The sequence below is a fragment of the Labrenzia sp. 011 genome, assembly GCF_003075075.1.
Lineage (GTDB): Bacteria > Pseudomonadota > Alphaproteobacteria > Rhizobiales > Stappiaceae > Roseibium.
In genome coordinates this window covers 25,236-47,444 of the sequence record NZ_QCYM01000026.1, presented here as the reverse complement: position 1 = coordinate 47,444, position 22,209 = coordinate 25,236, and the positions used below count along the sequence as shown (strand labels likewise).

Annotated in this window: 19 protein-coding genes and 1 other annotated feature; of the genes, 11 read left to right on the top strand and 8 right to left on the bottom strand. The window is 61.8% G+C overall.

Annotated features, from left to right (window positions below):
* Positions 1-4 precede the first annotated feature (4 nt).
* The gene (locus DCO57_RS20110; RefSeq protein ID WP_116700726.1) at positions 5-937 is read left to right on the top strand and encodes an ABC transporter substrate-binding protein; all 933 of its coding nucleotides are present in this window, start codon (positions 5-7) and stop codon (positions 935-937) included.
* Positions 937-2,640 carry an iron ABC transporter permease gene (locus tag DCO57_RS20105; protein WP_116700707.1) on the top strand — a complete coding sequence of 568 codons (1,704 nt, stop codon included), beginning with the start codon at positions 937-939 and terminating at the stop codon, positions 2,638-2,640. Before DCO57_RS20110 ends, DCO57_RS20105 begins: the two co-directional genes overlap by 1 nt.
* A gap of 63 nt (positions 2,641-2,703) precedes the next feature.
* On the opposite strand, the gene DCO57_RS20100 is transcribed toward DCO57_RS20105, so the two are convergent.
* The 3 genes from DCO57_RS20100 to DCO57_RS20090 all read right to left on the bottom strand — a co-directional run bounded on the left by DCO57_RS20100 (position 2,704) and on the right by DCO57_RS20090 (position 5,043).
* Complete coding sequence (locus DCO57_RS20100; RefSeq protein WP_133192715.1) at positions 2,704-2,943, bottom strand: hypothetical protein; 240 nt, start codon at positions 2,941-2,943, stop codon at positions 2,704-2,706.
* Positions 2,944-3,369: 426 nt separating this feature from the next.
* Positions 3,370-4,002 carry a TetR/AcrR family transcriptional regulator gene (locus DCO57_RS20095; RefSeq protein WP_116700705.1) on the bottom strand — a complete coding sequence of 211 codons (633 nt, stop codon included), beginning with the start codon at positions 4,000-4,002 and terminating at the stop codon, positions 3,370-3,372.
* A gap of 141 nt (positions 4,003-4,143) precedes the next feature.
* On the bottom strand, positions 4,144-5,043 hold the full coding sequence (locus DCO57_RS20090) for a LysR family transcriptional regulator (RefSeq protein ID WP_116700704.1): 900 nt from the start codon (positions 5,041-5,043) through the stop codon (positions 4,144-4,146).
* Positions 5,044-5,169: 126 nt separating this feature from the next.
* On the opposite strand from DCO57_RS20090, the gene DCO57_RS20085 reads away from it, so the two are divergent.
* From DCO57_RS20085 to DCO57_RS20070, 4 genes are all read left to right on the top strand, one after another.
* A complete protein-coding gene (locus tag DCO57_RS20085) occupies positions 5,170-6,102 on the top strand; it encodes a VOC family protein (protein WP_116700703.1) in 933 nt (310 codons plus the stop codon).
* A 61-nt stretch (positions 6,103-6,163) separates the two neighbouring features.
* A complete protein-coding gene (locus DCO57_RS20080; RefSeq protein ID WP_116700702.1) occupies positions 6,164-6,790 on the top strand; it encodes an alpha/beta hydrolase in 627 nt (208 codons plus the stop codon).
* A complete protein-coding gene (locus DCO57_RS20075; RefSeq protein WP_116700701.1) occupies positions 6,787-7,485 on the top strand; it encodes a pirin-like bicupin family protein in 699 nt (232 codons plus the stop codon). Before DCO57_RS20080 ends, DCO57_RS20075 begins: the two co-directional genes overlap by 4 nt.
* 323 nt (positions 7,486-7,808) lie before the next feature.
* The gene (locus tag DCO57_RS20070) at positions 7,809-8,948 is read left to right on the top strand and encodes a patatin-like phospholipase family protein (protein ID WP_116700725.1); all 1,140 of its coding nucleotides are present in this window, start codon (positions 7,809-7,811) and stop codon (positions 8,946-8,948) included.
* Between the two features lie 70 nt (positions 8,949-9,018).
* Here the strand turns inward: DCO57_RS20070 and DCO57_RS20065 are convergent, their stop codons facing one another.
* Positions 9,019-9,471, bottom strand: coding sequence for a 6,7-dimethyl-8-ribityllumazine synthase (locus DCO57_RS20065; RefSeq protein ID WP_116700724.1), 453 nt, complete (start codon positions 9,469-9,471; stop codon positions 9,019-9,021).
* Positions 9,472-9,666: 195 nt separating this feature from the next.
* Positions 9,667-10,623, bottom strand: coding sequence for a transaldolase (gene tal, locus DCO57_RS20060; protein WP_116700700.1), 957 nt, complete (start codon positions 10,621-10,623; stop codon positions 9,667-9,669).
* 533 nt (positions 10,624-11,156) lie between these two features.
* Positions 11,157-11,214 (top strand) — a sequence feature (sul1 is cis-regulatory element that is thought to sense ions involved in sulfur or methionine metabolism; They are found in Alphaproteobacteria).
* Positions 11,215-11,280: 66 nt separating this feature from the next.
* On the opposite strand from tal, the gene DCO57_RS20055 reads away from it, so the two are divergent.
* Positions 11,281-12,771, top strand: a complete 1,491-nt coding sequence (locus DCO57_RS20055; protein ID WP_116700699.1) for a SulP family inorganic anion transporter — start codon at positions 11,281-11,283, stop codon at positions 12,769-12,771.
* A gap of 10 nt (positions 12,772-12,781) precedes the next feature.
* Complete coding sequence (locus tag DCO57_RS20050; RefSeq protein ID WP_116700698.1) at positions 12,782-13,636, top strand: universal stress protein; 855 nt, start codon at positions 12,782-12,784, stop codon at positions 13,634-13,636.
* A 74-nt stretch (positions 13,637-13,710) separates the two neighbouring features.
* Here the strand turns inward: DCO57_RS20050 and DCO57_RS24095 are convergent, their stop codons facing one another.
* From DCO57_RS24095 to DCO57_RS20040, 3 genes are read right to left on the bottom strand one after another with little or no spacing between them, the layout of a single operon-like run.
* On the bottom strand, positions 13,711-13,842 hold the full coding sequence (locus DCO57_RS24095) for a hypothetical protein (RefSeq protein WP_279629139.1): 132 nt from the start codon (positions 13,840-13,842) through the stop codon (positions 13,711-13,713).
* A gap of 45 nt (positions 13,843-13,887) precedes the next feature.
* Entirely contained in the window at positions 13,888-14,811 is a 924-nt protein-coding gene (locus DCO57_RS20045) for a response regulator transcription factor (RefSeq protein ID WP_116700723.1), read from the bottom strand.
* On the bottom strand, positions 14,798-18,211 hold the full coding sequence (locus tag DCO57_RS20040) for an ATP-binding protein (RefSeq protein ID WP_116700697.1): 3,414 nt from the start codon (positions 18,209-18,211) through the stop codon (positions 14,798-14,800). Before DCO57_RS20040 ends, DCO57_RS20045 begins: the two co-directional genes overlap by 14 nt.
* Before the next feature lie 528 nt (positions 18,212-18,739).
* On the opposite strand from DCO57_RS20040, the gene urtA reads away from it, so the two are divergent.
* From urtA to urtC, 3 genes are all read left to right on the top strand, one after another.
* Positions 18,740-19,918 (top strand): urea ABC transporter substrate-binding protein, encoded by a 1,179-nt coding sequence (gene urtA / locus DCO57_RS20035; protein ID WP_244287984.1) that lies wholly within the window; start codon positions 18,740-18,742, stop codon positions 19,916-19,918.
* A 184-nt stretch (positions 19,919-20,102) separates the two neighbouring features.
* On the top strand, positions 20,103-21,029 hold the full coding sequence (urtB, locus tag DCO57_RS20030) for an urea ABC transporter permease subunit UrtB (RefSeq protein ID WP_116700695.1): 927 nt from the start codon (positions 20,103-20,105) through the stop codon (positions 21,027-21,029).
* 10 nt (positions 21,030-21,039) lie between these two features.
* Positions 21,040-22,209 (top strand): urea ABC transporter permease subunit UrtC, encoded by a 1,170-nt coding sequence (urtC, locus tag DCO57_RS20025; protein ID WP_116700694.1) that lies wholly within the window; start codon positions 21,040-21,042, stop codon positions 22,207-22,209.

Sequence of the window (22,209 nt, the reverse complement as noted above, 5' to 3'; positions counted from 1 at the left end):
TTTCATGAAACGCTTCTCACTTGCCCTCGTGCTCGGCCTTCTGGCCTCCACGGCTGCCCATGCCGATGTGACCGTTTATTCCGCCGGTCCCGGCGGACTGATCAAGAACCTGGCTGCCGGCTTCACCGAAAAAACCGGCATCAAGACCAATGTCTTCCAGGCCACGACCGGCAAGGTCATGGCCCGCCTGGAAGCAGAAGCCTCCAATCCGGTTGCCGACGTGGTCATCTCCGCCTCCTGGGGCACGGCAACCGACTTCGCGGACAAGGGTCTGCTGCTGTCCTATGACAGCCCGAATGCGAAAACGGTTCCCGACTTCCTGAAGATGGAAGGCGCCGTTGCCCAGGGCGTGGCCGGCCTGATCATTGCATGGAACACCCAGTCCGGCACCCCGAAGCCCGCCGACTGGTCCGACCTTGCCAAGCCCGAATACAAGGACCTGGTCACCCTGCCGGATCCGGCCGCTTCCGGCGGCACCTACACCCTGGTCGAAGCCTTCATGGCCAATGACATGGAAGACGTCCTGCAGGGTCTCAAGGACAACGGCGCCATCGTGGCAGGCGCCAACAAGGCCGCTCTGAACCCGGTCCTGCAGGGTGCCAAGGCTGCCGTTTTCGCCGGCGTGGACTATATCACCATGACGGCCGCGGACGGCGGCGAAACCATCGAGGCAATCTTTCCGGCCAGCGGCACCGTCGTCGCGCCGCGCCCGATGATGATCCTGAAGTCCTCACAGAACCAGGACGAGGCGAAACAGTTCTTCGACTACGTTCTTTCCGAGGAAGGCCAGCAGGCCGTGGCCAAGGTCAACCTGATGCCGTCGCGTACCGACATCAAGGTCGATCGCCCGCTGATCGGTGATCTGAAGCTTCTGTCCACCGAAGGCGCACCTGCACGGGACGACGTTCTGGCCGGCTTCAAGAAGATCTTCAACTGATGGCCAGGGGAGCCGTGGCGCCAGGTGCCGAAGGGAGTGCCGGTCTCAAGTGGACGGCCACCATCGGCCTGCTCGTCATCGTCGCGGTTCCCTGCCTCTTCATTGTCATTCAGGCAATATTTCCGGACTTCGGGAGCGGCTCCCTTGCCGCTCCCTTTTCCATGTTCTTCAAGACACTGGCGGACCCGGACCTGTTCGGCTTGGCGGGCAACACCTTGCTCCTGGGCGTCGGCACGGTCCTCTGCGCCGCGGTGCTGGCTGTCCCGATCGCCGCACTCAGGGCGCTCTTTCGGATCCCCTTCGCCCTGATCTGGGATGCCCTGCTGCTCATTCCGTTCATGATCCCCCCCTATATCGCCGCACTCGGCTGGATCATGACGCTGCAGCCACGCGGATATCTGGAACAGATCACCGGGTTCAACATGGCGTCCCTGCTGTTCTCCGTGACCGGGATCATGCTGATCATGGGGCTCAACACCTTCTCCGTGGTCTATTTCGTTCTGTCGCGGACCTTCGAAACCATCGGCGCCCGATATTCCGATGTCGGCCGCGTCTTCGGCGCCGGGCAGTGGCGCTCCTTCTGGCGTATCACCCTCCCTCTTGCCATGCCGGGCCTGGCGGCCAGCCTGCTGCTGGTCTTTGCCATGTCCATCGAGGAATACGGCACGCCGGCAGCCCTGGGGCGCCGGATCGGGTTCGAGGTTCTGGTCACCGGGATCGAGAACCGGATTTCCGAATGGCCCATCGACCTGCCCGGATCCGCGACCCTTTCGCTGGTGCTGGTTTCCATGGCGCTCATTGCCTTCATGCTGCAGAGATGGCTGCTCACCCGCCGGGATTACCGGATTGTCGGCGGCAAGCCCCAGGCTCATGACAAGCGGAACCTGGGTGTATGGACCGTGCCTGCCACCCTTCTGTTCGCCCTCGTCGCCTTCCTCGCGACCGGGCTGCCGATCCTCGCCATTCTTGCGACCGCCCTGTCGCGGACCATCTCCGGCGGACTGGCCCTGTCAAACCTTGGCCTGGACAACTTTCGACAGCTCTTGGGAACGGGAAGCGACGGCCTGGCGGCACTCGGCAATTCCCTGATGCTCGGCACGACGACGGCGCTGCTGGCCAGTCTGCTCGGAGCGATCACCGCCTATTCCGTCGTCAAGGGCCGCGGACGGTTCCGCATCGTGCTCGACGCCCTGTCGATAACGCCGAATTCGCTGCCCGGCGTGGTGGTTGCGGTCGGCATCATCCTCGCCTGGAACCAGCCCTGGCTGCCGGTAACACCCTACAACACGCCCTTCATCCTGCTGCTGGCCTATATCTGCATCCTGCTGCCGCAGCCGGTGCGCTATGCGACCGCCTCCCTGCATCAGCTGGGCGACAATCTGGAAGCGGCGGGACGGGTCAGCGGAGCCGGCCCGTTGAAGGCCTTCGTGCGGATCGTCCTGCCGCTGATCCTGCCCAGCATGGTGACCGCGATGATCCTGGTGTTTGCCGTTGCCTCCCGGGAGCTGGTTGCCTCGCTGCTCGTCGCCCCGGTCGGCTTCACGACCATCGCGGTTTTCATCTGGCAGCAGTTCGATCAGGGCTCGGCAGGGCTTGGCATGGCCATGGCATTCTGCGCGGTCCTGATCACCACGCTCATCCCTCTCCTTCTGATCTCGCTCCTGCGCTGGTTTTCCAGGGGATCTGTCGCCGGATTGAACTAGGGTGATGAACTCGCCGTGTTGACGGCCTCATCATGAGCCCGGAAAGCGCGAGCGGACGGGCAGTTAGCGAACATATGTCGCCATCCAGTCCTCGACATGATCGGGCACCTCCGGACGCGGCAGAACATTGTCGAGGTGATAGACAAAAGCCTTGGCACAAAACAGTTTTTCCTGCGCCGAAAGATAGTCGAAACGCTCGTCCTCAAGCGCTTCCGGTGGCGTTTTCAGGCCTTCTACGACCAGCTCGAAAAAAGCTGCAATATCCTTCTTGTGGATATAGGCGAATATCGATGGATGAAACACCTTCCCCGCATCCGGATATAAGAAATCCCGTTCCGAAACAATATTCAGACCCGGACATACATCTACTGGACTCCGCATTCCTGAACCTCCTGCATGATCGCCCGGTCAGGAAAGCACGGAGCCGAATCCGGCCTCAAGGAATCCAGGCGTGCAGTGAGGCCAAAATTGAATCTCCTGGTTCGTTGCAAGCGCCAAGCCGCTCATCAGGCTAGATATTTTCCGGTCATTTTTTTGGCGCAAAGCCGCCGGAAAAAGCCTGCAAGCTCGTCGCGCAGCTGGTGGTACGCAACAGCCAGGAAGCTTCGCGGCAGCCTTTGACGATGGCTTGATCCGGAAGGAGAAGGCCGCCGGGACCCGTGGCTTTCTCTTCCACACGGTCACGATGACCGCAGCTGCGGGCTCGCCTGAAACGACCTGTCGAATGCCCTACGTCGCGGCGGTGTCGACGGTCCCGGCGCCGCGGAACAGAAGCTCGATGTAGCGGTAGAGATGATCGATGCTGTCCTTTGCCTGCTGCGGATCGCCGCTGGCCTTGGCCAGGATGAACGCCCCCTGGAGGACGGCCTGCGTGTGCAGCGCCAGGGATTGCGCGGTCCAGGACCCGTCGCTGCCGTAAGTGTCCATGGCCGCCTGGATATCGGCCACGAGCGTATCGGCATGCCCAGCGATGCCCTGCCAGCAGGCGGACTGGATCGCCGGGCTCGTGCCGAAAACCTCCTGCGTCATCGTGCCGAGAAGGCAGCTGAACTCGGCAAGCTCGCCCGCAACGAGATCCTTCCTGAAAGCCACATAGGCCAGCACCCGCTGCAGCGGATCGGCCGGCTGGTGATAGGGAGCCTCCGCGAAGAGCCCCGCGGTCGTCTCCGACCAATGGTTGGCAGCCGCCACCGCCCAGTCTTCCTTGCTCTTGAAATGGTGAAAGAAGCCGCCCTTGGTCACCCCTGCTTCCGCACAGATCTCGTCCACATTCGTCGCCGAATACCCCTTGGCCCGCACGATCTTGAGCGCCGCGTCCAGCAGCTTGTCCCGCGCCGATACCCGGCTTCCCGCTTGCGTCATGGCTGTCTCCTTTACCTTTAAATACCAACCGGTCGGTATTTACGTCAAGAAGATACGCCCCCTGCCGAGCCTATGGACCGGCTTTCATGGATGCCAGCCCCGAACAGGATATGGACAAAGCAACAGCCTTCTTCCCCGTGCTCAAAGCGGCCGGGTGCGCGTGACATAGGTTTCGAAGAAATCCGAGAATTTCGCCACGCGCATCGGCAGGCGCTCATAAGGCGGATAGTAAAGTGTCAGCCACAGTTCCGGCGGGTCCCAATCGGCGAGAACCTGAACCAGACGGCCATTCGAGATCGCCTCCTCGACAATGAAATGCGGCAGCAGCGCGATCCCCTCGCCGTTTTCCGCCAACCGGGAGATCAGGTCACCATTGTTGCCCGCAAGCCTCCGGCCGGCCCTGACCCGGCGCGTCCTGCCCTGGCAGCGCAATTCCCAGGTCTCCTCCTGCGAGCGCGCGTCATAGGCAAGACAGCTGTGGTTGCCCAGATCCTCCGGCGATTCCGGCGCCCCGAAGGACGCCAGATATCCCGGCGAGGCAACCAGGATACGCCGGACCGGGCAGAGCTTGCGCCAGATCGTCGATTTGTCCTTCGGCGGTTCGGAAATGCGGATTGCCAGATCGAAATCGTCGGCGACGATGTCGATGAAACTGTCGGTGAGAGTGAGCGACAGGACCGCCCCCGGATACTCGACCCGGAACGCCGACGCGACATCGGGCAGGATCTGCAGGCCGAGGGACATGGGCGCGTTGATGCGGATCAGTCCGGCAACATCGCCATGCTGTTCCTGCAACTCTTCGGTCGCCTGACGGAAGTCGTCCAGCAGCGGACGGATACGGGCCGCGAAGACGGCCCCCGCAGACGTCAGCGAAACATGCCGCGTTGTCCTGAGCAGAAGCTGAATCCCGAGCTCCTCCTCAAGACCGCTGACGGCACGCGTGACGGTGGGTGCCGTCATGGCGAGCTGACGCGCAGCCCCCGCAAAGCTCCGCAATTCGGCAACTGTTAGGAATATGCGAACCTGTCCGAGATCGATCATGGCGCCACTATTTCATAAAATGAAATAATATCATTAATTTTATTGCTATTCCGAACAGGCTCCTGCCGCCCCATTTTCACGTCAACGACGCATACGAACATCGTTTTCAAAAGAGGACCAGCGGTCATGCTCAAGCAAATCAGGGGCCTGCATCACGTCACATCAATGGCGGCCGACGCACAGCAGAACAGCGATTTCTTCACCAAGACGCTCGGCCTGCGCCGGGTCAAGAAAACCGTCAATTTCGACGATCCGGAGGTCTATCACCTCTATTACGGCGACGAGGTGGGAACCCCGGGATCGGTGATGACCTATTTTCCCTTCCCGCACATCGCCAAAGGCCACCAGGGCACCGGCGAAGTCGGGGAAACCTATTTCACGGTTCCAGCAGGTTCCCTCGGCTACTGGAAGGAACGTCTTTCCCAACGCAAGGTGAGCGGACTTGGCGAAGTCGACGTCTTCGGAGAAAAGCGTCTGCGCTTCGACGGCCCCGACGGCGACCGCTTCGCGCTGATCGAGGCAGGCGATGACGCCCGCGAGGGCTGGACCGCCGGCCACATCGGCTCCGCCGAAGCGATCCGGGGCTTCCATGGAGCGAGCCTCCGTCTCCAGGACGCGGGCGCCACGGCCGAACTGCTGAAGTTCATGAACTACAGCGAGATCGACCGCAAGGACAACCGGATCCGCTTTGCGGTCGAAGGCGGCAATGGCGCCGACTTCATCGACATCGAAACGCTCCCCTCCGGCAATCGTGCTCACCCGGGCGCCGGATCGGTCCACCACATCGCCTTCGCGGTGGAAGATCGCGCCGCGCAATTGGAGGTCCGCAAGGCGCTTCTCGACACGGGTTATCAGGTCACACCGGTCATCGACCGGGACTATTTCTGGGCGATCTACTTCCGCACACCTGGCGGCATCCTGTTCGAGGTAGCCACCAACGAGCCCGGGTTCGACCGTGACGAAGACGCCGCCCATCTCGGCGAGGCCCTGAAGCTTCCGGGCCGCTACGAGGCGTTCCGGACGCAGATCGAACAGAACCTCGGCCCGATTGCCGATTAACCGCTTTCCGGCGCGCGGAGCTGGCGCTCCGCGCCCGCAAGCACATGAAAAGAGAAACGTCATGTCCCTGTCCCTCTATCACGCCCTGACGAAAAGACCGGCTCCGGGTGCGCCTCTGGTTTTTGCCTTTCACGGCACTGGCGGTGACGAACACCAGTTCTCGCAGTTTGTCGGCGAAATCCTGCCCGAGGCCGGTCTTGTTTCGCCGCGTGGCGATGTTTCGGAACACGGCGCATTGCGATTCTTCCGCCGCACCGGTGAAGGCGTCTACGACATGGACGACCTTGCACGCAGAACGGAAAGGATGACCGCGTTCATCGAAGCGCACACAAAGGCCAATCCGGACCACCCGGTCTACGCTTTCGGCTATTCCAACGGCGCCAACATCCTCGCCTCCGTGGCCTTCGTCCGCCCGGATCTCTTCGACCGGGTCGCCCTGCTCCACCCGCTCGTTCCGTGGACACCGGAGGGCAACCCAGGTCTTGCCGGAAAGGACATACTGATCACGGCAGGACGCCGCGATCCCATCTGCCCGCGTCAGCAGACCGCCGCCCTGATTTCCTGGCTGGAAGGCCAGAATGCCAAGGTGAGTTTCGACCTGCACGACGGCGGACACGAGATCCGGCAACAGGAGGTTGCCGCCCTGCAAGCCTTCCTGACCAGCAAGATGGAGGACCGTTCCTCATGACCCTGATCCACGAAAACATGAGCCGCGGCCACACGACCACGGGCTGGCTCGACAGTTTCCACACGTTCTCCTTCGGCAATTTCCGCGATCCCTCCCGGATGGGTTACGCAGCCTTGCGGGTCATCAACGAGGACCGGATCATTCCGGGCGCAGGTTTTGCCGAGCACGGGCATGAGGACATGGATATTCTCACCCTGGTTCTGTCCGGCAGCCTGCGTCACACGGACACGATCGGCAACGAGATAATCCTCGCCCCCGGAGAGGTCCAGCTGATGTCGGCCGGCAGCGGGATCCGGCACGCGGAAATGAACGCCTCGGACACGCAGCCCGCGCATTTTCTGCAGATCTGGCTGATACCGGACGCGCGTGGCGGGACGCCAGCCTACCAGCAGGCAACTCTTCCCCTTGGTGGAGATGCGGATAGCTGGGCGCTGCTGGCAAGCGGAGCCCCGGAGCAAGCCCCCCTGCGGCTCCTGTCCGACACGCGGATTTACATCGCGGCCCCGCAGGCCGGTTCCACAATGATGGTGCCGGTTTCGAGCGGACGCCGGACATTCATCCACGTGGTGCAAGGTCTCGCCACCCTCGCGAGCGAGCGAATTTCCTCCGGCGACGGTCTTCAGATCGGCAGCGAGGAGATGTCCGGACTGACCTGGTTGACCGACGGGCAGGTGCTGTTGTTCGACATGGCATGATCCTTTCCCGGACCCGCAACGGTCCGCTTCGGAAGCCTTTTGCGGTGTTTTCACGCCCCGCCATCCGCCGGACACCCGGCGGATGGCGGGCGTTCGAAGGCCCTCATGTTCACTTTTTTGTGAATAGCCATGGCAATTGCTGCAGTGCAGCATATCTGTAATCAGGGATACCCCCGGTGGAAGGCCGGGTAAAACGGGCAGGCGCCGGTTACGGCGTGAAACGGTGCGCGGCAACGCGCTGACAGCAAGGGAGGAACAGATTCAGGGCCGCTTGTCATCGCTTTCTGGCGGGTGAACCGGTCCGTTGAAAAAGGAAGTTGGCAGTGAGACAGCAAGTTTCGACCGGTCACGAGGTTCCCCTCAATCTCGCGCTTCAGGGCGGAGGTGCGCATGGCGCATTCACCTGGGGCGTTCTTGACCGTCTCCTCGACGAAAAGTCTTTCAGAATCAACGCAATTTCCGGAACCTCCGCGGGGGCCATGAATGGCGCCGCACTGCTTTCCGGCCTTGCCGAGGGCGGCAGAACGGGGGCGCAGCGAGCCCTGGAAAGCTTCTGGCGGGACGTATCCAGCCGGGGTCGTTTAGGCCGTTACAACACGGCCACGGCGCAGGCGGTGCTGGGCGGACTGGGCATCGACATCGCCATGATGCGGCCGCTGCTGGAAACCGGCATGCAGATGTTCTCGCCCTATGAGTTCAACCCGGTCGGGCTCAATCCCCTGCGCAATGTCATCAGGAACTCCATCGACATTTCCGCCGTGGCGCGTTCGCCGATCGCGTTTTTTGTCACCGCCACCCATGTGACCACCGGTGAAGCCCGCATCTTTTCCAATGACGAGATGAGCAGCGAGGTTCTCCTCGCCTCCGCCTGCCTGCCGACGCTTTTCCACGCGATCGAGATTGACGGCGAATTCTACTGGGACGGCGGATACAGCGGCAACCCAAGCCTGATGCCGCTGGTGCACACGCCGGGCGCCTCTGACCTGCTGCTGGTGCAGACCAGCCCGACGCAACGCTCGACCCTTCCGCAGAACGCCCGAGAAATCGCCATGCGCGAGAAGGAAATCTCGTTCAACACCCCTTTGATCAACGAGCTCCGGCTGATTGCCGAACTGCAGCACCATGCCCGAAGCCGAACGCTCCCCCGCCGGAGCGGCGTCATGCCCCGCCTGTCCGTCCTCGGCGCTTCCGGCAGGCAAGGCGATCCGGCGGCCCCCGCCGACCCCATTGCCGACCTCAGACTGCACCGGATTATCAGCGAGGAAATGAACGCCCGCAGCGGTCATACGAAGATGAACTCCGCCTGGCAGTTCCTGACGGACCTGCGCGAGGAAGGCCGGCAGGCCGCCGACAACTTCCTGAAGGACCACGGCGCCGATCTGGGACAGCGCTCCACCCTCGACCTGTCGAACTGGCTGCAATGTGCCGGCCATACAGGCGTGAGAACCGCGCGCGCCTCCTGACTTGCAGGGCGCCCGGCTCTCGCCGGCAACAGGCGCCGGCCTCCGCCGCATCTTTCCAATAAGGCTGGAATTACTCCGCCTTGAGGCGCCCGATGAGATCCGCCGCACTCACGGCTGCCTCCGCCGCTTCCCGGCCCTTCTTCACGAAATGATCACCGAAGAACCCTTCATGGGCTTCCGTCGGCTGAAAGTGATGCGGCGTCAGCGAGACAGAAAGCACGGGAACCCCGGATTTGAGACCCGCATCCATCAATCCGGACACAACGGCCTGGGCCACGAAATCGTGGCGATAGATCCCACCGTCGACAACAAGCGCCGCGGCCACGACGGCATCGTATTTTCCGGTCTCGGCCAGTTTCAGGGCCACAAGCGGCATCTCGAAAGCTCCCGGAACGTCGAAGCATTCCACGACGCTGTCCGCCTCCAGTTCCGACAGTCTCTGGGTAAAGCCTTCGCAGGCCCTGTCGACAATGTCGGCATGCCAGCGTGCCTTGATGAAGGCAAATGTCCTGTTTCTGCTCAAGAATCCGTTCCTTATACGGTTTTTGCGAGAATGAAGACCGATGATGCTGCGCGTATCGGACAGAGCATCCTCGACCGCATCTGTTTCGACCGCGCACAATCGATTTGCAACGGCAGAGTATCGATGGACCTGCGAGCGCGCCGATAAAAGCCGCAGTCCGCAGGAGCGGACATGCGGCTTCACGCGTCGTCATCGTCAGGCGGCGGAAGCCTTCATGCGTTCCGCCACCATGGCGATCAAGGTCTTGTGGTCCTTGTCGAAGTTCCGGATGCCCTCGGCAAGCTTTTCGGTTGCCATGGCATCCGCGTTCATCTGCCAGCGGAAAGTCGGCTCGCTCATCTCCACCGGAGCGACGCCCGTGGCGTTTTCCGGTGACAGGACCCGTTTCAACTCGGCAGTATCGTTGTCCAGTTCGGTCAGCAGCTTCGGCGCGATGGTCAGGTTGTCGCAACCGGCCAGGGCCTTGATCTGCCCGGTGTTGCGGAAGGACGCGCCCATCACGATGGTGGAGATGCCGTTGGACTTGTAATAGTCGTAGATCGCACGGACCGACTTGACGCCCGGATCCTCGTCCGGCTCATAGCTGTCACGCCCTTCCGCCTTCTTGTACCAGTCGGTGATGCGGCCGACGAAGGGCGAGATCAGGAAGGCGCCGGCATCGGCGCAGGCAACTGCCTGGGCCATGGAGAACAGCAGCGTCAGATTGCAGTCGATGCCTTCGCCCTGCAGGATCTCGGCGGCGCGAATGCCTTCCCAGGTCGAAGCGAGCTTGATGAGGATCCGTTCCTTGCCGACGCCGCGCCGGTCGTATTCGGCGATGATCGCGCGTGCGCGCTTGACCGAAGCCTCCGTATCGAAAGACAGACAGGCATCCACTTCCGTCGAGACCCGGCCCGGGACCAGCGTGGTCAGTTCGGCACCGATGGCGACCGTCAGCACATCGGTCACCTGTTCCGGCGACAGGCCGTTCTTGCGTCCGGCTTCGATTTCCCGCTCGATCAGGGCTTCCGATGCCGGGTCCTTGAGCGCGCCCAGCACCAGCGACGGGTTCGTCGTGCAATCCACCGGCGCAAAGGCCTTTACGGCCGCAACATCGCCGGTGTCCGCGACAACGACTGTCATGTTTCTGAGTTGTTCAAGCACACTCGCCATTTCTAGCCTCCAAATTGAGCGTCATTTTTCTCGAACGCGTGCGCCGAAGCACCATCCGCGTCATTTTCCTTCAAACGCCATCACAGGGGCGCCGTTGTCAATTCTTTCCTGATCTTTGCAATGGGATGAAGGAAGGCGGCACCGGGTCACGCCCTTATAGAGCCTGTCCCCCACCAGGGAAACCGGCTTCTGCGACCTTCGTTGCAAGCGGCATCGCCATGCCAGGCATCCGGGCCGGTTGCGCCCCGAAGACCTTCTGAGCACGCACGCCCCTTTTCCCCGGCGTCTTTTCGCTCTCACATCGCGCCAACTTCGAAGGCAAGACATCGTCTGGTCAGGCCCGGAAGCACAGCGACGCCACGCAAAGCCGCGGGACGTGTTGCTGTCGGGACCCGCGTTTCTCCCAACCACATGTGCGCGCATCCGACGGGTATCTCGCGGGAGATACCGGCTCGGCCGGGGCGGCCTGGTTGCTTCGCGAACCCTTTCAAGACTTGGCTTTTGCAGTGCAACACGCTATGAGACCTGGATCACACGGACCCGGGTGAGATTCCCGGGTGGCTCTTCCGGCCGCCGATCCGCCGGACAACCCGAAACTTCATCTTGAACCACCGTGGCCGGAAACGCCGCTCCGGACGACAGGACTTTGGGCTGTTTATGATTTCCTTCTCTCAATACAAAAACCAATGGACGGGCAACGTCCGGGCAGACCTGCTGTCGGGTCTTGTCGTCGCGCTCGCCCTGATCCCGGAGGCCATTGCCTTCTCCATCATCGCGGGCGTCGATCCGAAGGTCGGCCTGTACGCTTCCTTCTCGATCGCGGTGCTCGTCGCAATAACCGGGGGCCGTCCGGGCATGATCTCGGCCGCGACCGCCGCGACAGCAGTGCTCATGGTGACGCTGGTCAAGGACTACGGCCTGCAATATCTGCTCGCCGCAACGGTGCTTGCCGGCCTGCTGCAGATCGTTGCCGGATTGCTGAAGCTCGGCTACGTGATGCGGTTCGTGTCCCGCTCTGTCATGACCGGATTCGTCAATGCGCTTGCGATCCTGATCTTTGCCGCGCAGCTGCCGGAACTGGATCCCTCCCGGGTCCCGCTGCTGACCTTCGCCCTCGTGGCAGCCGGTCTGGCGATCATCTATCTGTTTCCGCGCGTGACAAGGGTCATCCCCTCACCGCTGGTGACCATCATCGTGCTGACGGTGCTGTCGATCATCTTCGGCTGGGACGTGCGTACGGTCGGTGACATGGGCGAGCTTCCGGACACGCTGCCCATCTTCCTGATCCCGGACATCCCGCTCACCTTCGAGACCCTGCAGATCATCTTCCCCTATTCGCTTGCCGTCGCTGTCGTCGGCCTGCTGGAAAGCCTGATGACCCAGCAGATCGTCGACGACCTCACCGACACGCCGTCCGACCGCAACCAGGAATGCATCGGCCAGGGCATTGCCAACACGGCCACCGGCTTCATCGGAGGCATGGCCGGCTGCGCGATGATCGGCCAGTCGATGATCAACGTGAAATCCGGCGGACGCGGACGCCTGTCCTGCTTCGCCGCCGGGGTCTTTCTCCTGTTCATGGTGGTGGTTCTGGGCGATCTGGTCGGCCAGATCCCCATGGCGGCCCTGGTGTCGATCATGATCATGGTGTCGATCGGCACGTTCTCCTGGAGTTCGATCAAGAACCTGAAGGAACATCCCCGCTCGTCTTCCATCGTCATGCTGGCGACGGTGTTCTTCGTGGTCTACACCCACAACCTCGCCATCGGCGTTCTCGTCGGCGTGCTTCTCTCCGGCCTGTTCTTCGCCTGGAAGATCTCGCAGATCTTCCGCGTGACGTCGACGATCAGTCCGGACGGCCGGCACAGGACCTACCAGATCAAGGGACAGCTGTTCTTCGCCTCCTCGGAAGATTTCATGAAGGGACTCGACTTCAAGGAAGCCCCCGAGAAGGTGACGATCGACGTCAGCCGTGCTCATATCTGGGACATCTCGTCCGTCGCCGCGCTCGACATGGCGGTCCTGAAATTCCGCCGCGAAGGCGCGGAAGTGGATATTGTCGGAATGAACGAGGCATCGGAAACCATCGTCGACAGCCTCGCGATCCACGACAAGCCGGGCGCCATGGAAAAACTGCTGGGGCATTAGGGAGGCTCACATGAAAACAGGCACATTGATTGCCCTGGTCGACGGTTCGAAATACTCGCAAAGCGTCTGCCACTATGCAGCGTGGATCGCGAAGCGCATCGACGCCACGGTCAAGATCTATCACGTCCTCGGCCGGCGCGACGGTGTCGACCACCAGGATCTCAGCGGAGCGATCGAGCTCGGCGCCCGCTCCCACATCCTGGAAGAGCTGAGCGAGCTCGACACGAGGCGCGCCAAGCTCGCCCACGCCCAGGGCCGGGCGATCCTCGAAGATGCCCAGGCGATCATCGAGGCCGAAGGGGTAACCGTGGAAACACGGCTGCGGCAGGGAGATCTTGTCGAAACCCTCCTCGCCAAGGAAGACACCGGTGACATGATCGTCATCGGCAAACGCGGCGAAGCGGCGGATTTCGCCAAGCTCCACCTCGGGTCGAACCTGGAACGGGTGGTGCGTTCGAGCAGCAAGCCGGTCTTTGTCGCCAACCGGGAATTCAGTCCGGTCACCAACGTCCTGATCGCCTTCGACGGCGGCCAGTCCGCGCTGAAGGCGGTTGACTATCTGGCGCGCAACAGGCTGCTTGCGGACCTGCCGGTCACGCTGGCCTTCTCCGGGGCGGAAACACCCGACATTCGCAAGGCCCTCGAAAATGCCCGCTCGATCCTCGCAGCCGGCGGCTTCGACGCCGAAATCCTCGTCGAGAGCGGCAAGGCGGAAAGCACGCTCGGCAAGCTGGTCGAGGAAAAGGGGTTCGATCTGGTCGTCATGGGGGCCTACGGACACTCCCGGATCCGCAACCTGATCATCGGCTCGACCACATCCGAAATGATACGCACCTGCAAGGTTCCGATCCTGCTCATGCGCTGAGCGGAAACAACCGCTCAAGCGACACGGTGCCTGGCGGGCGGACTGCGGTTCTTGCCGCGCTCCGCCCTCCCCGTTCATTGTCGCGCAAAGCCCTTGATCGCGATGGCCCGCACAGCTTCGCTGCCGCTTATCTGCCGGCCAAGCGCAAGCCCCGGGAGAACGACCACGCCGCGCACCATGGCGTGCATGGGGTGCATGGGGTGCATGGCGCACCTATGCCTCTCCGGCACCCGCCGCAATAGGCTGCAGCCTCACTGCTCCAGCAGCTTCCTGAGAGACAGGATGGCCGCCGAGGTGCGGTTCTCCACCCCCAGCTTGCCGAAGATCCGGTCCAGATGCTTGTTGACCGTTCTCGGGCTCATCTCCAAGATCGCGGCGATTTCCTTGTTCGACTTGCCGTTCGCGATCCAGCTCAGCACCTCTGCCTCGCGCTCGGTCAGCTTGAAGGCCGCCCTGAGCACCTCCGACGGCTCGCCTCCGGCCACCTCCACGACCCTCAACAGGTGTTCCGTGGTGCTGATCACCCCGGCATAGCTGAACCGCAACTCGCGCCCGGCCATGCAGGCGACGGTATCGCGCCCCATCTGCGGCGCCTTGCCCGAATCGAGCAGCAGCTGTCGCAGCCACTCGACCGTGGACGCGGGAAGCTTGCCGCCGGAGACGGTTTCTCCATCCGCACGCCCCTCGATCAGCTCGAGAGCCTGGGGCGTTGCCCAGCAGATGTTCCCGGACAGATCCACCGACAGAAGGAATCTGCCGGACGCATCCAGCGCCACATGGGCGCTGTGCGAATTGCGGGCATTCGCAATGTGGACGCGCAGGCGGGCGATCAGTTCTTCCGGATCCACGGGCTTGGTGATGTAGTCGACACCGCCGGCCTCCAGACCACGCACGATATGTTCGGTCTCGCTCAGTCCGGTCATGAACAGGACCGGCACATCCCGAAGGGCTTCGAAGGCCTTCAGCCGCTTGCTGGTCTCGAAACCGTCCATGTCCGGCATGACGGCATCCATCAGGATCGCACTCGGGGTCACCCGTCCGACGATGTCGAGCGCCTTCCTTCCGTCCTGTGCCACCAGCACCGTGTAACCGGCCTCTTCCAGTGCATCTGTCAGCATCCCCAGTGATGACGGCGTATCGTCAACAACCAGCACGGTCTCGCTAGGAGCGTTCATGATCATGTCCGAGCCTCTCCAGTAGCTTGTCATATCGGGTCAGGTCGAATTCGCGAATCAGCTCCCGCATGTGGGCGACAAAGTCTGCCGCATGCGGTTCATGGGCCTCGATGTCATCCAGCTTGGCCCGGATGCCGCGCACATAGCCGATGCTGCTGAGCTGTTTCAGCATGCCGAGACTTTCCTCCGACGGCAGCGCGGAGCGGCTGAAAACCGGTGCCCCGGCGATCGTCGCCTCCTGCAGCCCCGGCCGGTTCTGCGGTTCATCCGTCCGCCATGCCAGTTTCAGACCATCGTGCAGTTTTTCCAGAAGCTTGTTCAGCCGCATGGGCTTGACCAGGTAATCGTCGTGATAGATCCGGTGCAGCGGGTCGCGGCCGCTGTCGTCCGCATTCGCCGAAATCATGATGATCACCGCATCGCCATGCCCGCTCTCGCGCAACTTCCGCGCCAGCCTCCAGCCGCTCATTCCCGGCATGCTGATATCCAGCAGAAAGGCATCCGGGCTTTCCTCGGCGACCATGTCCAGACAGGTCTGCCCGCCCGGAGCCGTCAGAACCTTGAAGCCGAGCGGCGTCAGAAAGTCCCGGATCAGGGCCCGCTGGGTGGCATCATCGTCCACCACCATGATCGTCTGAACCGGACCGTGATATCCGGCGATCGGCTTTTCGCTCTTGAGATTCCGCACCGGCGCCTCGGCCGCACTCAGAAGCATGCGCACCTTGAAGCAGCTGCCCCTGCCCGGCTCGCTCTCCACCCGGATATCCCCGCCCATCACTTCGCTGAGCAGCTTGGTGATGGTCAACCCGAGTCCGGTGCCAGGCACGGGAACCTGGCCCTCCGCCTCGATCCGCTCGAAGGGATTGAAGATCCGCTCCAGGTTTTCCGGGGCGATACCGATGCCGGTGTCGGTCACCGAGAACTCGGCCACCTGGCTGTGATAGGTCACCTTCAGACTGACACTCCCGCTGTCCGTCCATTTGATCGCATTGGACAGGAGATTGATCAGGACCTGCCGCAGCCGCTTTTCGTCACCGAACACATGGACCGGCAGGTTGTCCGCGGGCAGAAAACTGAACTGCAGCGCCTTGGCATCGGCCTGAAGCCGGAACATGCCGACGATCTGCTGCAGGTATTCATGCAGGTTGAAGCGTTCCCTGTAGATCGTCAGATGCCCTGCCTCGATCTTGGAAATATCCAGTAGCCCCTCGATCAGTCCGGCGAGATGACCGGCCGAATTCTGGATCACCTTGACCGCATCGCGCCGGTGCACCGGGATTGCCGGATCCTTGCCCATCAGCTGTGCGTAGCCGGCAATGGCGTTGAGAGGAGAGCGCAGCTCGTGGCTGATGCCCACCACGTAGCGGCTCTTCGCCTCATTGGCCGATTCCGCCGCTTCCTTGGCCTTCTGGAGCTTCGCATCCGTGCGCTTGTGCGCCCGGATCTCGCGCATCAGCAGACTGGTCTGGCGGCGCGTTTCCTCATTGGCGAACTTGCGGCTTTCGTGAACCAGTACGAACAGCCAGGCCATCACGCCCGAGATCACCAGCAGGATGAAGAACACCTGGGTCAAGGCCCCGCCGATGCCCTCGCGGCTGGCATCCGAGCCCAGCGTGTTCGCCTCGACATAGACCAGCGACAGGATCGCCCCGAGCGACACGGTGACGACCGTCATCACGGACAGATAGATGCCGAGACGCGAGCTGATCCAGCCGACCACATCCGTCGGCAGCAACGCATGCAACAGCGCCTTCACCTGATCTCCGATGCGCGCGTTTTCCTTGCAGTCGTCCTCGCAGCGCGCATCCAGGGAACAGCACAGCGAACAGATCGGACCGGAATAGACCGGACAATGCGCCATGTCCTCGTGCTCGAAGGAATGCTCGCAGATGCAGCAGCGCAGGGACAGTTTCCGGGCCTCCGCGCCCTGTGCCGCAGGTTCGGGCTGCCGGGCGATATAGTAACGCCCCTTGGTCGCATAGGCGATCACCGGCGCCAGAACGATGGCCACGATCAGGGCGATATAGCTGGCAAGCGCATGAGCCGTCTGGCCGAACACTCCGGAATAGGCGACCAGCGCGGTCACGCTGGCAACGGTCATCGACCCCAGTCCGACCGGATTGATGTCGTAGAGATGGGCCCGCTTGAACTCGATATGAGGCGGGCTCAGGCCGAGCGGCTTGTTGATCACCAGATCGGCGAAGAGCGCCCCGATCCAGGCGACCGCCACCACGGAATAGAGACCCAGCGTGCGCTCGAGCGCCTTGTAGACCCCCAGCTCCATCAGCGCGAGGGCGATCACCACATTGAACACCAGCCAGACCACCCGGCCCGGGTGACTGTGTGTCAGACGCGAGAAGAAATTCGACCAGGCGATCGAGCCCGCGTAGGAATTGGTGACGTTGATCTTGATCTGGCAGACGATCACGAAGAGCCCCGTCAGGGCGACAGCCACTTCCGGCGTCGTCGCCCTGGTAAAGGCGACCAGATACATATGCGTCGGCTCCACGGCCTTGTCGGGACTGAGACCGCTCTGCAGCGCCACCACCACCAGGAAGGATCCGAACAGCAGCTTGACGGTTCCGACCACGATCCAGCCAGGCCCCGCCGCCAGCATCGCCAGCCACCATTTGAGTTTCTGCCCGCTTCGCTTTCTCGGCAGGAACCGGAGGAAATCCACCTGTTCGCCGATCTGGGCGATCAGGGAGAACAGGACGGCACTGGCGGCTCCGAACAGCAGCAGATCGAAACGCCCTCCCTCGTCCCCGAAGCGTCCCGAAAAACTCCGCCACTCCTCCAGCGGCGCCAGACCCTGCCAGGCCAGAAACGCAAACGGCAGAAGCTGCAGCACGATCCAGATCGGCTGGGTGTAAATCTGAAGGCGGCTGATCAGGGTGATCCCGTAAATCACCAGCGGGATGATCACCAGTGTGCAGACCAGATAGCCGATGTTGAGCGGCACATTGAAGAACAGCTCCAGCGCGGTGGCCATGATGGCCGCTTCCAGCGCGAAGAAGATGAAGGTGAAACTGGCATAGATCAGCGAGGTCACCGTCGAGCCGATATAGCCGAAGCCCGCGCCGCGGGTCAGCAGGTCGATATCGACGCCGTATTTCACCGCATAGAACGCAATCGGCAGCCCGGTAATGAAGATGATCAGGCCCACCACCAGAATCGACGAAACCGCATTGGTGAAGCCGTAATTGTAGGTGATGGACGCCCCGATGGCCTCGAGGGCAAGAAAGGATATGGCGCCAAGCGCCGTATTGGCGACCCAGACCGGCGACCAGCGGCGCGCCGCTTTCGCGGTGAAGCGCAGCGCGAAGTCTTCCAGGGTCTGGTTGGCCACCCATTGATTGTAGGTACGACGCAGGCGGACGACCCGCTGATGACTTGCCATTCACCCCCACTGGAATCTCGAATTCGATGTTGCGAAGCCTACCGATTGTGCATCGCAACCATAACTCATGCGGAAACAGCTCATTCTCCCGCCAGAAGCGGCAGAATTATTCAGGCTTCACGCAACATCGGGAATTATAGCAATATTCATGCCTGTTTACCCCGCACCCTCAGGAAAATTCCATTATTCCTTGAACAACCTCAGAAATAACCAGAATTCCTGAAGGAACACTGCAGAGAAAATTTAAACAAATCAAGTATTACCCGCAAAAGAATACCAACAATACGAAACGCAAACCTTGAATTATTTCATACATCAGCATCCTGCGAAATAAGTCAATTAACCCACAGCAACTGACGCATTGCGGCAGTGCACAAATTCGGACGAGCCTTGAGCCATGCGGAGATGCCATCCGGCACTCTGCTTCAACCTCAAACACGGAGGGGTCCAAGAATGCGACGTCTGAAAGACTTGATTGAAAACCGGCTCTCGCGCCGGTCTGTCCTGTCGGGGACAGCCGCCGCGGCGATGCTGGTTACCGCCGGCGCCATTGCGCCTGTGCACGCCGATGACGTGAACACGACCGGTCTTGCGGTCACCGAAGACACGGTGAAGGTGGGCATCCTGCATTCCGTCACCGGCACCATGGCGATTTCCGAAACCGGATCGGTACAGGCGGAAAAGCTCGCGATCGAGCAGATCAATGCCATGGGCGGTGTCCTCGGGCGCAAGATCGAATACATTCAGGAAGACGGCGGCTCGGACTGGCCCACCTTTGCTGAAAAAGCCAAGAAGCTCCTGGTGAGCGACAAGGTTGCCGCGGTCTTCGGCTGCTGGACCTCCGCCTCGCGCAAGGCCGTCCTGCCGGTCTTCGAGCAGTACAACGGCATGCTCTACTATCCCACCTTCTACGAAGGCCTGGAGCAGTCACCCAACGTGATCTACACCGGCCAGGAAGCCACCCAGCAGATCCTCGCCGGCATCGACTGGGTCGCCAAGGAAAAGGGCGCCAAGAGCTTCTACCTGCTCGGCTCCGACTACATCTGGCCGCGCACCTCCAACAAGATTGCCCGCAAGCACATCGAGAAGCTGGGCATGAAGGTCGTCGGTGAAGAGTATTATCCGCTCGGCCATACCCAGTTCAACTCGGTGATCAACAAGATCAAGCTGAAGAAGCCGGACGTGATCTACGCGATCGTCGTGGGCGGCTCGAATGTTGCCTTCTACAAGCAGCTCAAGGCGGCCGGCATCGACATGACCAAGGAAAAGCCGGTTCTGCTCACCATCTCCGTCACGGAAGATGAAATCCGCGGCATCGGCGGGGAAAACATCGAGGGCGCCTATGCCGCGATGAAATACTTCCAGTCCCTCGACAATGAGAACAACAAGGATTTCGTCAGCGCCTTCAAGGAAAGGTGGGGCGACGACATCGTCATCGGCGATGTGACCCAGGCCGCCTATCTCGGCCCCTGGCTCTGGAAGGCGGCGGTCGAGAAGGCCGGAAGCTTCGACATCGACAAGGTGCGTCTTGCATCTCCGGGCATCGAACTGACGACAGCGCCGGAAGGCTATGTCCGCGTCCACGAGAACCATCATCTGTGGTCCAAGACCCGCATCGGCCTCGCCAAGCCCGACGGTCAGTATGAGCTGGTCTATGAGACCGCCGACCTGATGGAGCCGGATCCCTTCCCAGAAGGTTACCAGTAAGCCCTGGCTGACTGACCTCTCCCCGAGAGACGGGGAAGAACCGTCCGCTTTCCTCGCGGACGGGCACCCGAAGAGGCGCTGCGCGGATGCAGCCTGCGCAGCGCCCCACACCGACACTTTCCAGATTTCTTCCCGATGAAGGGGCGCGCTTGCGACCGCCGCCCCGCAGCATGGAGACGTGCACATGTTCGCCGATTATTCATGGACAGAACTCGGGTCCATTTTCGCCATGCAGGGCTTTGCCGGACTGATCCTGTTTTCCGTCTTCGTTCTGATGGCTCTCGGTCTGGCAATCATCTTCGGTCAGATGGGCGTTATCAACATGGCGCATGGCGAGTTCATGATCCTCGGCGCCTATGTCACCTATCTGTGCTCCAACTTCGTCGAAACGTTCATTCCCGCATTGTTCGGCGTCTATTTCTTCTTCGCCATGATCCTGGCCTTTGTCGTCGCCGGCGCGCTCGGAGCGCTGGTGGAATGGTCCCTGATCCGCCATCTCTACCGCAGGCCGCTCGATACGCTGCTGGCCACCTGGGGCCTGAGCCTCATCCTGCAGCAGGCCTACCGCTCGATCTTCGGCGCCCGCGAGGTCGGCGTGACCCTGCCCAACTGGCTGCTCGGCTCCGTACCGCTCACCGACATCATCGAGATCCCGATCAACGGCATCTTCGTGATGGTGCTGACGCTGGTGATCGCGGTCAGCGTCTATTTCCTGATGTTCCGCTCCCGCACGGGCATGCAGTCCCGGGCCGTGGTGCAGAACCGGGTGATGGCCGGCGCGGTCGGCATAAACACGGAAAAGGTGGATCGGATGACCTTCGCTCTCGGCTGCGGCATCGCCGGCGTGGCGGGCAGCGCCTTCACCATGATCGGCTCCACCGGGCCGACTGCGGGCCAGCTCTACATCGTCGACACCTTCCTGATCGTCGTCTTCGGCGGTGCGGCCAGCCTGCTCGGCACCATCGCCTCTTCCTTCGCCATCAGCCAGGCACAGTCGACCATGGAGTTCTTCCTGTCCGGCTCCATGGCCAAGGTCCTCACGCTCCTGACCGTGGTCGGCATCCTGATGCTGCGCCCGGAAGGTCTTTTCTCCGCCAAGATCCGTCGCTGAGGAGGTTCCAATGATCAACCTGAAATCCTTCATGGCGCGGCAGGACATCCTCGCCCTTCTCATTCTGGCCGCGGTGATCTTTGTCGCCATGCCCCTGTCCATGGATATTTTCCGGCTCAACCTGTTCGGCAAATATCTGACCTATGCCTTCGTCGCCATCGGCCTTGTGCTGTGCTGGGGCAAGGGCGGCATCCTCAGTCTCGGCCAGGGCGTCTTCTTCGGCCTCGGCGGCTACTGCATGGCCATGTACCTGAAGCTGGAATCCTCCACCCCGGAGGCAACCGCCATCCAGTCGACCCCCGGCATCCCGGACTTCATGGACTGGAACCAGATCACGGCACTGCCCTGGTTCTGGGAACCCTTCAACAGCCTGACCTTCACGCTGATCGCCATCTTCGTCGTCCCGGCCCTGTTTGCCTTCATCATCGGCGCCGCAATGTTCAAGCGCCGGGTGGGCGGTGTCTATTTCGCCATCATCACCCAGGCGATCGCGGCAATTCTCACCATCCTGATCATCGGCCAGCAGGGCTACACCGGCGGCGTCAACGGCATCACCGATCTCAGGACCCTAAAAGGCTGGGACATCCGCTCCGACGAGGCCAAATACATCCTCTATTACGTCAATGGCGCGCTGCTGATCGGCGTTCTGATCCTTTGCCAGTTCGTGCTGCAGAGCAAGCTCGGCCGGCTTCTCGTGGCCCTGCGCGACAAGGAGGACCGGGTCCGCTTTTCCGGTTACGACGTGGCAAACTTCAAGATCTTCGTCTTCTGCTTCGCCGCCGTCCTGTCCGCCATCGGCGGCGCCATGTTCACCCTGCAGGTCGGCTTCATGTCGCCCTCCTTCGTCGGCATCGTGCCCTCCATCGAGATGGTGATCTTCTGCGCGGTCGGCGGCCGCCTGTCGATCTTCGGAGCGGTCTACGGAACGCTCCTGGTCAATTGGGCCAAGACGACCTTTTCCGAGACCTTCCCGGAACTCTGGCTCTTCGGTCTCGGAGCTCTCTTCATTGCCGTGGTGCTGGTTTTCCCGAACGGCCTGTCCGGTCTCTACCGCAGCTATCTGGCGCCGCATGTGGATCGCTGGATCTTCCGCAAGCCGCCGGAGGAGCCCTCCACCGGCCCGGAACCGCTCGGCACCCCGGCATATGACCCCGAAGCCGTCACCAGACCCGCTGAGTAG

Coding starts and splice junctions, on each gene's coding strand:
- DCO57_RS20110 (WP_116700726.1), top strand. CDS start 5: ATGAAACGCTTCTCACTTGCCCTCGTGCTCGGCCTTCTGGCCTCCACG.
- DCO57_RS20105 (WP_116700707.1), top strand. CDS start 937: ATGGCCAGGGGAGCCGTGGCGCCAGGTGCCGAAGGGAGTGCCGGTCTC.
- DCO57_RS20095 (WP_116700705.1), bottom strand. CDS start 4,002: ATGACGCAAGCGGGAAGCCGGGTATCGGCGCGGGACAAGCTGCTGGAC.
- DCO57_RS20090 (WP_116700704.1), bottom strand. CDS start 5,043: ATGATCGATCTCGGACAGGTTCGCATATTCCTAACAGTTGCCGAATTG.
- DCO57_RS20085 (WP_116700703.1), top strand. CDS start 5,170: ATGCTCAAGCAAATCAGGGGCCTGCATCACGTCACATCAATGGCGGCC.
- DCO57_RS20080 (WP_116700702.1), top strand. CDS start 6,164: ATGTCCCTGTCCCTCTATCACGCCCTGACGAAAAGACCGGCTCCGGGT.
- DCO57_RS20075 (WP_116700701.1), top strand. CDS start 6,787: ATGACCCTGATCCACGAAAACATGAGCCGCGGCCACACGACCACGGGC.
- tal (WP_116700700.1), bottom strand. CDS start 10,623: ATGGCGAGTGTGCTTGAACAACTCAGAAACATGACAGTCGTTGTCGCG.
- DCO57_RS20055 (WP_116700699.1), top strand. CDS start 11,281: ATGATTTCCTTCTCTCAATACAAAAACCAATGGACGGGCAACGTCCGG.
- DCO57_RS20050 (WP_116700698.1), top strand. CDS start 12,782: ATGAAAACAGGCACATTGATTGCCCTGGTCGACGGTTCGAAATACTCG.
- DCO57_RS24095 (WP_279629139.1), bottom strand. CDS start 13,842: ATGCACCCCATGCACCCCATGCACGCCATGGTGCGCGGCGTGGTCGTT.
- DCO57_RS20045 (WP_116700723.1), bottom strand. CDS start 14,811: ATGAACGCTCCTAGCGAGACCGTGCTGGTTGTTGACGATACGCCGTCA.
- DCO57_RS20040 (WP_116700697.1), bottom strand. CDS start 18,211: ATGGCAAGTCATCAGCGGGTCGTCCGCCTGCGTCGTACCTACAATCAA.
- urtA (WP_244287984.1), top strand. CDS start 18,740: ATGCTGGTTACCGCCGGCGCCATTGCGCCTGTGCACGCCGATGACGTG.
- urtB (WP_116700695.1), top strand. CDS start 20,103: ATGTTCGCCGATTATTCATGGACAGAACTCGGGTCCATTTTCGCCATG.
- urtC (WP_116700694.1), top strand. CDS start 21,040: ATGATCAACCTGAAATCCTTCATGGCGCGGCAGGACATCCTCGCCCTT.